This window comes from Roseomonas sp. USHLN139, from assembly GCF_037145735.1.
Taxonomy (GTDB): domain Bacteria; phylum Pseudomonadota; class Alphaproteobacteria; order Acetobacterales; family Acetobacteraceae; genus Pseudoroseomonas.
The window spans coordinates 15683-27734 of record NZ_JBBCWY010000006.1; the positions used below are offsets into that span (position 1 = coordinate 15683).

A 12052-nucleotide genomic window follows, 5' to 3' on the forward strand; every position below is an offset into this window, starting at 1 on the left:
CGGGACCGCGGCCGATACCGCGCGGCAGGACCGCGCGCAGGAGTGCCGCATGCATCGTCGTTCGCTGATCGCCGGCCTGCTGGCCGCAACCCTCGCCGCCCCCCGCCTGGCGCGCGCCGCCGGCCCGGTCGAGATCACCGACATCATGGGCCGCAAGGTGCGGCTGGCGAAGCCCGCCACCCGCATCGCGCTGACCCAGGCGCGCCACGTGCTGGCCATGGGGCTGATCCATCCCGAGCCGGTCTCCCTGGTCACCGGCTGGGGCGACGACCTGCGCACCATGAACCCGCCCGACTATGCCGCCGTGCGCAGCCGCTTCCCGGCGGCCGAGGCGGTGCCGGTGATCGCCCGCGGCCGCAATGGCGGCCTCTCGGTCGAGGCGCTGCTGGCCGGCGCGCCGGAGCTGGTGATCGCCAGCCTCGCCTCGCTCGGCCCCTATGGCGGCGACCTGCCGGACCGGCTGACGGCGATGGGCATCCCGGTCGTGGTGATCGACTTCTTCGTCGACCCGATGGCGAACACCGAGCGCAGCATGGCGATCCTCGGCCAGGTCCTGGGGCGCGAGGCGGAAGCCCGCAGGTTTGAGGAATTCTATGCGGGCGGCCGGCAGCAGATCGCTGGCCGGCTGCGGGGCGTGACGCAGCGGCCGCGCGTCTTCGTGCATGCCCATGCCGGCGGCATACCCTGCTGCAGCTCGCCCGGGCGCGGCGCCTTCAGCACCATGATCGGCTTCGCCGGCGGCCACAATATCGGCGCCGACCTGCTGCCGACCAACACCGGCGACCTCTCGCTGGAACAGGTGATCGCGGCCGATCCCTGGCTCTATGTCGCGACCGGCGGGCCCTATGGCACGCGCGGCGGCATCCCGCTGGGCCAGGGCATCGCGCCGGAGGCGGCCGCCACGGCGCTGGCCGCGGTGATCCGCCGCAGCCGGCTCGAGGTGCTGCCGGCGGTGCAGGCCGGCCGGGCGCACGCCATCTGGCACGGCTTCAACGACACGCCGGCGCATCTGGTGATGCTGCAGGCGCTGGCCCGCTGGTGCCATCCCGACCGGTGCGGCGACCTCGACCCGGCGGCGACCCTGGCGCAGCTCAACGAGCGCTTCCTGGCCATCCCGATGCAGGGCGCCCATTGGGCCGACCTGCCGGCCGGCGGGCTGTAGCCGGCTTGGCCGGCCTGATCGCCGAGGCGCGCGCCCGCGCCCGCCAGCCCGAGGCGCTGGTGCTGCGCTTCCGCGAGCACATGGCCGGGCATGGCCTGACCATCCTCGGCCCGCCGGCCGACACCCGCATCGACTTCCCCGGCGGCAGCGCCTTCCTGACGCTGGAGCCCGGCGGCATCGCGCTGCGCATCGAGGCCGCCGAGCCCGACCGGCTGGCCGATGCCAAGTCGACCCTCGCCGGCCATCTCGAGGCCTTCGCGCCGGAGGAACAGCTCGGCATCGTCTGGCGCGGCCTCGGCGAGGGCGGCCCCGTGGCGGGTGACCTCGGCCGCCGGCCGCATAACTTCCGCGTGGCGCGCGTGGCGCGGGTGGTCGAGGTGACGCCGCGGATGCGCCGCGTCACCGTCACCGGCCAGGGCTTCGACCGCTTCGACGCCGAGATGATGCATGTGAAGCTGCTGCTGCCCGAGGAAGGCACCGGCAGCGGCACCGCGCCCGAGCCGCGCTGGCCGGTGCTGACCGCCAGCGGCCAGCCGGATTTTTCCGACTGTGCGCTGGCGCGGCGGACCTACACGCTGCGGCGGGTCGACCTGGCCCGCAGCGAGCTCGACATCGACTTCGTCACGCATGGCGACGGCAGCCCCGGGTCCCGCTTCGCGCTGCGGGCGCGGCCGGGCGACTGGCTGGGCGTCGCCGGGCCGGGCGGCGGCAATATCCCGCTGCAGGGCTGGACCCTGCTGGCCGGCGACGAGACGGCGCTGCCCGCCATCGCCCGCGCGCTGGAGGCCATGCCGGCCGGGGCACGCGGCCAGGTGCTGATCGAGGTGGCCGACGCGGCGGAGCGCCAGCCCCTGGCCCATCCGCCCGGCATGCCGGTGACCTGGCTGCCGCGCGACGGTGCCGCCCACGGCGAGCGGCTGCTGGCGGCGGTGCGGGCGGTGGACTGGCCGGCCGGGCGCGACCAGCCCGGCACCGCCTCGGCCTGGGCGGCCTGCGAGGCGGCGACCGCCCGGGCGCTGCGCGAGCATTTCGGCCAGGCGCTCGGCCTGCCGCGCGGCGCCTTCCGGGCGGCGGGCTATTGGCGGCAGGGCCTGGCCGAGGGCGCGGCGGAGTCAGGGGCGGCCTGAGCGGCGCTGCCGCGATATCAGGGGCTTGACGAGTATCGCTTCACCAATACTTGAACCGGGCCGACCGCGCGCGGCAGGCGCATCCGGCCTGCAACAGCCAAGTCCAGGCTGTTGAAAACGCAGCGTAAACCGGACCGTCGAGCCCTGCGCTGGCGGTATTCCAGCCATCTTGCTGCGGCGCACCCTCACACTTGCGTGAGCGTCATGTCTTCCCTATATTGCTCTTCAGCGATCGACGGCTTCGCCTCGGTCGCTCTTTCTTGGACGTTTCCTCCCTAAACTCGGCGGTGCTTCGGCACCGCCTTTTTTTTGGCCGCGGCGACTGGCAGGACGAGGGTCAGGATGATCCGGCTGGAATGGGGCCTGGCGGGGCTCGAGGCGCTGCGCGACCAGGTCGCCGTGCTGGTGGTGGTCGATGTGCTGTCCTTCGGCACCGCGCTGGACGTGGCGCTGTCGCGCGGCGTCACCGTGCATCCCTTCCCGCTGGGCGACGAGGTCGCCGCCGCCGCCCGTGCCGCCGAACTGGGCGCGCTGCTGGCCCGGCCGCGCCGCGCGGCTGGCGGACAATGGAGCCTCTCCCCCGCCAGCCTGGCCAGCCTGCCCGAAGGGTCCTCGCTGCTGCTGCCCTCGCCCAATGGCGCGCGGCTGTCGCTGGCGGCCGGCGACACGCCGCTGCTGGCCGGCTGCCTGCGCAATGCCGCCAGCGTGGCGCGCGCTGCCCTGCGGCGGGCGCAAGGTGGCCCGATCGGCCTGGTCCCGGCCGGCGAGCGCTGGCCGGATGGCCGCCTGCGCCCCGCCGTCGAGGACTGGCTGGGCGCCGGCGCCATCCTCGCGCATCTGCCCGGCCCGCTGACCCCGGAGGCGGAGCTGGCGCGGGACGGCTTCGAGGCGGCGGCCCCGGCGCTCGGCCGGCTGCTGGAGGACTGCGTCTCCGGCCAGGAGCTGATCGGCCGCGGCTTTGCCGGCGATGTCGCCCTGGCCGCGGCGCTGGCGGTGAGCACCGCCACGCCCTGGCTGCGGGACGGCGCCTTCCGCCCCGCGCCGGACTGGTCAAAGATGGGGGGATGACCCCTGCCGATGCCGATGCCGCCTCCGACCTGATCCTCCGCGACCCGCGCTCGCGCCGCCGGCTGGAGGATGCGCGCTTCCTGCGCGGCGAGGGGGGCTATCTCGAGGACCTGCCGGCGGAGGGCGCGCTGCAGGCGGTCTTCCTGCGCTCGCCGCATGCCCATGCGCGGCTCGGCGCCATCGACGCGGCCGCGGCGCTGCGCCTGCCCGGCGTCGTCGCCGTCATCACCGGCGCCGAGCTGCTGGCGGCCGGCGTGCAGCCGCTGCCCTGCGCCATGTCGCCGGAGATCGTCACGGGCCTGGTGGTGCCGCCGCGCCATGCCCTGGCGGTCGACCGCGTCCGCCATGTCGGCGAACCCGTCGCCCTGGTCCTGGCCGATACCCTGTCAGTCGCCCGCGATGCGGCGGAGCTGGTGGCGGTCGAGTACGACCCGCTGCCCGCGGTCACCGACACCGCCGCCGCCCTGGCCCCCGGTGCGCCGCTGCTGTTCCCGGAGATCCCCGGCAATTGCGCCTTCCACTTCCGTCGTGGCGCGCCGGAGCCGGTGGCCGCTGCCTTCGCCGCCGCCGCGCACCAGGCCAGCCTGACCCTGGTGAACAACCGGGTCACCGCGGCGCCGCTGGAGAATCGCGGCGTGCTGGCATGGCACGATACGGCGACGGACCGGCTGCGGCTGGTGGTCAGCGGCCAGGACGTGCATGGCCTGCGCCGCGACCTGGCGCATTGCCTGGGCCTGCCGCCGGCGCGCATCCAGGTCACCTGCCCCGATGTCGGCGGTGGCTTCGGCATGAAGAACGTGCTGCATCCCGAATATGTCGCGCTGCTCTGGGCGGCGCGGCAGCTCGGGCGGCCGCTGCGCTGGGTGGCGCAGCGGATGGAGGATTTCGCCGCCGCCGCCCAGGGCCGCGACAATGTCAGCAGCGCGCGGCTGGCGCTCGATGCGGATGGGAAATTCCTGGCGCTGGAGGTCGAGATCATCGGCGGCCTCGGCGCCTATGTCTCCGCCCTCGGGCCGGGGGCGCATACCACGGCGCCGATGGCGGCGATGGGCGGTGTCTATGCCATCCCGGCGGTGACCCTGTCCTCGCGCGGGGCGCTGACCAACACCGCGCCGGTCGATGCCTATCGCGGCGCCGGCAAGCCGGAAGCCAACTACATCATCGAGCGGCTGATCGATGTCGCCGCGCTGCAGCTCGGCCTCGACCGCGCCGAGCTGCGCGCCCGCAACTTCATCGACGCCTTCCCCTATCGCAGCGCGCTCGGCATCCCGATGGACACGGCGCGCTTCCCCGACAATCTGGCCACCGCCCTGGCCGCCGCCGACCGGGCCGGCTTCCCGGCGCGCCGGGCGGCCTCGGCGGCACGGGGGCGGCTGCGCGGGCTGGGGCTGGCCTGCTTCCTCGAGACCTCGCGCGGCGCGCCCACCGAGGAAGGCGCCATCCGCATCCTGGCCGGCGGCCGGATCGGCCTGCTGACCGGCACCCAGTCGAACGGCCAGGGGCTGGCCACCAGCTTCGCGCAGATCGCCGCCCGCCGGCTCGGCCTGCCCGAGGATTCCTTCACCCTGCTGCAGGCCGACAGCGACCTGCTGCCGCGCGGCGGCGGGCATGGCGGGGCGCGCAGCCTGCCATTGGCCGGCACCGCCCTGGTCCTCGCCCTCGACGTCTTCCTGGACAAGGCGCGCGCCCTGGCCGCCACCCTGCTGCAGGCCGAGCCCGCGTCGCTGGTCTTCGCCGGGGCCCGCTTCACCTCCCCCGACGGCGCCACGGTCGCCTTGACGAGGATCATCGAGGAAGGCGGGGCGGCGGCGCTGGACAGCGACGCGCACAACCCGAACGACCAGATCGTCTTCCCCAATGGCTGCCACCTGGCCGAGGTCGAGGTCGATCCCGAGACCGGCGAGGTCTTTCTCCAGAGCTACCTGGCGGTCGATGACTACGGCACCCTGGTCAATCCGCTGCTGACCGCCGGCCAGGTGCAGGGCGGTCTGGCCCAGGGCATCGGCCAGGCGCTGCTGGAGGCGATCCGCTACGACCCCGAGAGCGGCCAGCTGCTCAGCGCCTCGCTGAACGACTACTGCCTGCCGCGCGCCGCCGACCTGCCCTGGCTCGAGGTGCGCTTCAACGAGCACCCGACGGCGCGCAACCCGCTCGGCGTCAAGGGCGCCGGCCAGGCCGGCTGCATCGGCGCGCCGCAGACCGTGGTCGGCGCGGTCGCCGATGCGCTGGGCCTCGCCCATCTCGACATGCCGCTGACGCCGGAGCGCGTCTGGCGTGCCTGCCAGGGGCGGGCCTGCCAGGACCGCCTCACCTGAGCGGCAGCGGCCCGTCGTTCTTCACCTCCTCCATCACGGCATAGGTGCGCGTCTCCTTCACCCCGGGCAGGTTCAGCAGCACCTCGCCCAGGAAGGCGCGATAGGCGGCCATGTCGCGCAGCCGCGTCTTGATCAGATAGTCGAAGCCGCCCGCCACCATGTGGCATTCCAGCACCTCGGGGGCGCGGATGACGGCGGCGGCGAATTTCTCGAAGATGTCCGGCGTGGTCTTGTCGAGCAGGACCTCGACGAAGACCAGCAGCCCGAAGCCCAGCCGCTGCGGGTCCAGCCGGGCGCCGAAGCCGCTGACGAAGCCCTCGCGCAGCAGGCGGCGCATCCGCTCGCTGGTGGCGGTGGGGGAGAGGCCGATGCGCTCGGCCAGCTCCTGGTTGGTGATGCGGCCGTCGCGCTGCAGGATGTCCAGGATGCTGCGGTCGATCCGGTCGATATCCTGCATTTTTCCCTACGCCCTGGCCTCTTCACCGCGTTTTATCCGGCCATCCCGCCAAATCAACCGATACTGATCCGCCCGATGCCTCGCTAGGTTTTTCCTTCGTTTGCCGAGGATCCCGCGCCATGCGCGACGCCGCACCCTTTGCCCCCCTGGCTGCCGAGCTGCTGCCGCAACCGCCGTTGCGCGCCGCCATCACCGCGGCCTTCCGTCGCCCGGAAACCGAATGCCTGCCGCCGCTGCTCGCCGCCGCCCGGCTGGCGCCGGCGCAGGATGCGGCGGCGACGGCGCTGGCCGAGCAGCTGGTCACCGCGCTGCGGCGGAAGCCGCCCGGCCGCGGCGTCGAGGCGCTGGTGCAGGAATTCTCGCTCTCCAGCCAGGAAGGCGTCGCGCTGATGTGCCTGGCGGAGGCGCTGCTGCGCATCCCTGATGCCGCCACCCGCGACGCGCTGATCCGCGACAAGATCGGCGGCGGCGACTGGGGCGCGCATCTCGGCCAGGCGTCGTCCCTCTTCGTCAATGCGGCGACCTGGGGGCTGGTGGTCACCGGGCGCCTCGCCGTGCCGGACACCGAGGCGGGGCTGGGCGCGGCGCTGACCCGGCTGATCGGCCGCGCCGGGGCGCCGGTGATCCGCCGCGGCGTCGACATGGCGATGCGGCTGATGGGCCAGCAATTCGTCACCGGCCAGACCATCGAGGAGGCGCTGTCCCGGGCGAAAGCCATGGAGCAGAAGGGCTTCCGCTATTCCTACGACATGCTGGGCGAGGCGGCGGTCACCGCGGCGGATGCCGCCCGCTACCTGAAGGACTACGAGACGGCGATCGCGGCGATCGGCGCCGCCTCGGCCGGGCGCGGCATCCAGGCGGGGCCGGGCATCTCCATCAAGCTCTCGGCGCTGCATCCGCGCTATGCCCGCGCCCAGCATGCGCGCGTCATGGCCGAGCTGCTGCCGCGCGTCGCCTCCCTCGCCCTGCTGGCCCGCCGCCACGATATCGGGCTGAACATCGACGCCGAGGAGGCCGACCGGCTGGAGCTGTCGCTCGACCTGCTGGAGGCGCTGGCCTCCGACCCGCGGCTGGCCGGCTGGGACGGGCTCGGCTTCGTCATCCAGGCCTATCAGCGCCGCGCGCCTTTCGTGGTGGATTTCGTCATCGAGCTGGCGCGCCGCACCCGCCGGCGGATGATGGTCCGCCTGGTCAAGGGCGCCTATTGGGACAGCGAGATCAAGCGCGCCCAGCTCGACGGGTTGGAAAGCTTCCCGGTCTTCACGCGGAAGATCCACACCGACGTCTCCTACCTGGCCTGCGCGCGGAAGCTGCTGGCGGCGCCCGACGCGGTCTTCCCGCAATTCGCGACGCACAATGCGCGCACCCTGGCGGCGATCCACCAGATGGCCGACCCGGCCGCCTGGCAGCCCGGCCAGTACGAGTTCCAGTGCCTGCACGGCATGGGCGAGCCGCTCTACGAGGAGGTCGTCGGCCCCGAGAGGCTCGACCGCCCCTGCCGCATCTACGCCCCCGTCGGCACGCATGAGACGCTGCTGGCCTATCTGGTGCGGCGACTGCTGGAGAACGGCGCCAATTCCTCCTTCGTCAACCGGATCAACGATCCGGACGTGCCCGTCGCGGCGCTGACCGCCGATCCGGTCGCCGAGGCCGCGGCGCTGACCCCGCCCGGCCGGCCGCATGACGGCATCGCGGCCCCGCCCGCCCTGTTCGGCGCGTCGCGCCGCAACTCGGCCGGGCTGGACCTGGCGGATGAGCAGGTGCTGGCCGGCCTCGCCGCCACCCTGACGGCGGCCCCTGCCCGCTCCACGGCGGCGCCGATGCTGGCCGAGGATGTGGCCGAGGACGCCGCGCCCTTCCTGGTGAGGAACCCTGCCGACCAGGACGACATCGTCGGCGAGGCGCGCGAGGCCGGGACCGCCTCGGTCGAGGCGGCGCTCTCCGCCGCCGCCCGCTTCGCACCCGCCTGGGCCGCCGTGCCGCCGGGGGAGCGCGCCGCGCTGCTCGACCGCACCGCCGATCTGATGCAGCAGCAACTGCCGGCCCTGCTCGGCCCGATCGTGCGCGAGGCCGGCAAGTCGCTGCCCAATGCGGTGGGCGAGGTGCGCGAGGCCATCGATTTCCTGCGCTACTACGCCGCCCAGGCGCGCGGCTTCACGGCCGAGCACGCGCCGCTTGGCCCCATCGCCTGCATTTCGCCCTGGAACTTTCCGCTGGCCATCTTCACCGGCCAGGTGGCGGCGGCGCTGGCCGCCGGCAATCCGGTGCTGGCCAAGCCGGCCGAGGAAGTGCCGCTGATCGCCGCCGCCGCCGTCGCCCTGTTCCACGCCGCCGGCATCCCGCGCGCCGCGCTGCAGCTGCTGCCCGGCCAGGGCGAGGTCGGCGCCGCGCTGGTCGCCGATGCACGGGTGCAGGGGGTGATGTTCACCGGCTCCACCGAGGTGGCGCGGCTGATCCAGGCCACCCTGTCGCAGCGCCTCGGCGCGACCGGCGCGCCGGTGCCGCTGATCGCCGAGACCGGCGGGCAGAATGCGCTGGTCGTCGATTCCTCGGCGCTGGCCGAGCAGGTGGTGGGCGATGTCATCGCCTCGGCCTTCGACAGCGCCGGGCAGCGCTGCTCGGCGCTGCGCCTGCTCTGCCTGCAGGAGGAGGTGGCCGACCGCGTGCTCGCCATGCTGCGCGGTGCCATGGCCGAGCTTTCTCTCGGTTGCCCCGACCGGCTGTCGGTCGATATCGGCCCGGTGATCACCGCCGAGGCCGCCAGGGGCATCGGCGAGCATGTCGAGGCGATGCGCGCCAAGGGCCGCGCCGTGCATGCGGTGGAACTGCCGGCGGCCTGCGCGAAGGGCCATTTCGTCCCGCCGACCCTGATCGAGATCGCCTCGGTCGATGATCTCCAGCGGGAAGTGTTCGGGCCGGTGCTGCATGTGCTGCGCTATCGCCGCGGCACCGAGGCGGCGCTGCTGCGCGCCATCAACGGCACCGGCTATGGCCTGACCTTCGGCGTGCATTCGCGCATCGACCATGGCATCGCTGCCCTGGTCGCCGCCTCGGGCGCCGGCAATGTCTATGTCAACCGCAACCTGATCGGCGCGGTGGTCGGCGTGCAGCCCTTCGGCGGGCATGGCCTGTCCGGCACCGGGCCGAAGGCGGGCGGGCCGCTCTACCTGCGCCGGCTGATGGCGTCGCACCCGGCGCCGCCGCCACTGCCGCCGACCCCGCTGCCGGCCGCCGTGACCCAGCTCCTGGACTGGCTGCGCGCCGAGCAGCCCGCAATCGCCGCCCGCGCCGCCGCCCAGGCCGCGCTGGCCCGCCCGGGGCTGCGGCTGGTGCTGGACGGGCCGGTCGGCGAGCTCAACGAATACAGCCTGGCGCCGCGCGGCACGGTGCGCGGCGTCAGCGCCACCGCCGAGGGCTTCTGGCTGCAATTCGCGGCCTGTCTTGCCACCGGCAACCGCTACGCCCCCGATGGCGCCCCGCCGCGCGCGCTGCCGCCGGCGCTCGCCGCGCTGCTGGCGCCCGCCGGATCGCCGCCGGATGCGGTGCTGTTCGAGGGCGATGCTGCCACGCTGCAGGCGCTCAACGCGTCCCTGGCCAAGGAACCCGGCCCGATCCGGCCGCTGCTGGCGCTGCGCGAGGGCGGGCTCTACCCGGCCGAGCTGCTGATGACCGAGCGCGCCACCAGCACCAACACCGCCGCCGCCGGCGGCAATGCCAGCCTGATGAGCCTGTAGCCGCTTCCCCGCCAGGGCGGTTTCATCCTAGCCTCTCCGCTGCATCAGCGTTGGAGAGGCCAGGATGACCATCACACGCCGCCATCTGCTCGGGGCCATGGGCACGGCGCCCCTGCTGCTCTCCGCCAGCGAGGCGCTGGCCCAGGGGGTGCAGCCGAAGCGGGGCGGCACGCTGAACGTCATCCTGAACCCCGAGCCGCCGATCCTGCAGATCGGCGTCAACAACCAGACGCCGACGCTGATCTGCGGCAGCAAGATCACCCAGGGGCTGCTGAAATTTTCTCCGACATTGGAGCCGCAGCCGGAGCTGGCGAAAAGCTGGACCGTCAGCCCGGACGGTCTCGAATATGTCTTCCGCCTGCAGGAGAACGTGAAGTGGCATGACGGCCGCCCCTTCACCGCCGACGATGTCATCTACTCGGTGATGCAGTTCAACCGCGAGATCGCGCCCCGCCTGCGCGGCGTGATCGCCGGCATCGCCGAGGCGACAGCGCCCGATCCGCTGACCGTGCGCTTCGTGCTGAAGCAGGCGTTTCAACCGTTTCTTCTATGCTTCGACGCGACGGCGCTGCCGATCGTCGCCAAGCATGTCTATGAAGGCGGCGATATCCGCGCCAACCCGGCCAATGCGCGGCCAATCGGCACCGGTCCCTTCCGTTTCGTCGAGTGGCAGCGCGGCAACTTCATCAAGATGGAGCGCTTCGCCGACTACTGGAAGCCGCAGCAGCCCTATCTGGACGGCATCCTCTGGCGCGTCATCCCGGACGGGCAGAGCCGGCGGCTGGCGATCGAGAGCGGCCAGGTGCAGATGACCACGGCCACCGACATCGAGCCCTTCGACATCCCGGCGCTGCGCCAGGCGCCCAACCTGAACGTCACCACCAAGGGCTGGGAATATTTTTCGCCGCTCTTCTGGTTCGAGCTGAACCACCGGGTGAAGCCCTTCGACGACCGTCGCGTGCGCCAGGCGATGTCGATGGCGCTGGACCGCAACTTCATCGTCAACCGGCTGTGGTTCGGCCTGGGCAAAGCCGCCACCGGCCCGGTCGCCTCCACCACCCGCTTCCACGATGCCAGTGCCAAGCTTGCGCCCTTCGATGTCGCCAAGGCGCGCGCCCTGCTGGACGAGGCCGGGGTGAAGGCCAATGGCCAGGGCGTGCGCGGCGCCTTCAAATACGTCATCCCGCCCTATGGCGAGATCTGGACCCGCATGGGCGAGTATTTCCGCCAGGCGATGCGGCAGATCGGCTTCGAGGTGACGCTGGAATCGACCGATGCCGGCACCTGGGCCTCGCGCATCGCCAATTGGGACTACGAGGCGACGTCGAACGTGCTCTACCAGTATGGCGACCCGACGCTGGGCGTCGAACGTTCCTACGTGTCTTCCAATATCCAGAAGATCCTGTTCACGAACACGGCGGGCTACGCCAACCCGAAGGTGGACGAGCTCTTCGCCAGGGCGCGCACCGCGGCGACGGAGGCCGAGCGTCGCACCGCCTTCAGCGACGTGCAGAAGATCCTGGTGGAGGACATGCCGCTGCTCTGGGTGGTCGAGGTGAACTATCCGACGGTCACCGACAAGCGGCTGCACAACACGGTGCAGCTCGGCACCGGGGTGCATGCCAGCTTCGACGACGTCTTCCTCGCCTGAGCGGCGCCGCGTAGAAGCGGGCCGATGACCCTCCGCCCGCTGCTCCGCTTCCCCGATCCGCGCCTGCGCCAGCCGGCCGCCCCCGTCGAGCGCTTCGACGAGGCGCTCGCCCTCCTGGCGCAGGACCTCCTGGAGACCATGCGCGCGGCGCCGGGCATCGGCCTGACCGCCGGCCATCTCGGCATCCCGCTGCGGCTGGTGGTGCTGGAGCTGGAGGGCTGGGAGGGCCCCCGCTTCTACGCCAATCCACGGCTGCTCTGGGCCTCCGAAATGCGTATCACCCATCCCGAGGGCAGCGTCTGCATGCCCGGCGTCAGCGAGACGGTGGAGCGCGCGGCGGCGGTGCGCGTCGCCTATCAGCAGCTCGACGGCACGCCCGCCGAGGAAGCGTCGGAAGGCCTGCATGCCATCTGCCACCAGCACGAGATCGACCAGCTCGATGGGATCTTCTGGACGCAGCGCCTGTCGCGGCTGAAGCGCGACCGGCTGGTCAGGAAGTTCCAGAAGCTCGGCTGAGCGCGACCCGGCGGGCTTGCCA

The 12052-nt window shown here is 72.8% G+C and carries 8 protein-coding genes; 7 read left to right on the plus strand and 1 reads right to left on the minus strand.

Annotated features, from left to right (window positions below):
• Positions 1 to 49 precede the first annotated feature (49 nt).
• From WFI16_RS16810 to WFI16_RS16825, 4 genes are all read left to right on the plus strand, one after another.
• Positions 50 to 1162 (plus strand): ABC transporter substrate-binding protein, encoded by a 1113-nt coding sequence (locus WFI16_RS16810; RefSeq protein WP_419898991.1) that lies wholly within the window; start codon positions 50 to 52, stop codon positions 1160 to 1162.
• A gap of 5 nt (positions 1163 to 1167) precedes the next feature.
• On the plus strand, positions 1168 to 2289 hold the full coding sequence (locus WFI16_RS16815) for a siderophore-interacting protein (protein WP_419898992.1): 1122 nt from the start codon (positions 1168 to 1170) through the stop codon (positions 2287 to 2289).
• 342 nt (positions 2290 to 2631) lie between these two features.
• The gene (locus WFI16_RS16820) at positions 2632 to 3357 is read left to right on the plus strand and encodes a 2-phosphosulfolactate phosphatase (protein ID WP_419898993.1); all 726 of its coding nucleotides are present in this window, start codon (positions 2632 to 2634) and stop codon (positions 3355 to 3357) included.
• Entirely contained in the window at positions 3354 to 5672 is a 2319-nt protein-coding gene (locus tag WFI16_RS16825) for a xanthine dehydrogenase family protein molybdopterin-binding subunit (RefSeq protein ID WP_419898994.1), read from the plus strand. The genes WFI16_RS16820 and WFI16_RS16825 overlap by 4 nt, the downstream gene beginning before the upstream one ends.
• Here the strand turns inward: WFI16_RS16825 and WFI16_RS16830 are convergent.
• The gene (locus WFI16_RS16830) at positions 5665 to 6129 is read right to left on the minus strand and encodes an Lrp/AsnC ligand binding domain-containing protein (protein ID WP_419898995.1); all 465 of its coding nucleotides are present in this window, start codon (positions 6127 to 6129) and stop codon (positions 5665 to 5667) included. The two genes, WFI16_RS16825 and WFI16_RS16830, sit on opposite strands and share 8 nt — an antisense overlap.
• A gap of 119 nt (positions 6130 to 6248) precedes the next feature.
• Between WFI16_RS16830 and putA the strand changes: the two genes are divergently transcribed.
• The 3 genes from putA (at position 6249) to WFI16_RS16845 (ending at position 12030) form a co-directional block, all read left to right on the plus strand.
• The gene (putA, locus tag WFI16_RS16835) at positions 6249 to 9863 is read left to right on the plus strand and encodes a trifunctional transcriptional regulator/proline dehydrogenase/L-glutamate gamma-semialdehyde dehydrogenase (protein WP_419898996.1); all 3615 of its coding nucleotides are present in this window, start codon (positions 6249 to 6251) and stop codon (positions 9861 to 9863) included.
• 64 nt (positions 9864 to 9927) lie between these two features.
• On the plus strand, positions 9928 to 11514 hold the full coding sequence (locus WFI16_RS16840; RefSeq protein ID WP_419898997.1) for an ABC transporter substrate-binding protein: 1587 nt from the start codon (positions 9928 to 9930) through the stop codon (positions 11512 to 11514).
• Between the two features lie 24 nt (positions 11515 to 11538).
• Complete coding sequence (locus tag WFI16_RS16845; protein ID WP_419898998.1) at positions 11539 to 12030, plus strand: peptide deformylase; 492 nt, start codon at positions 11539 to 11541, stop codon at positions 12028 to 12030.
• Positions 12031 to 12052 lie beyond the last annotated feature (22 nt).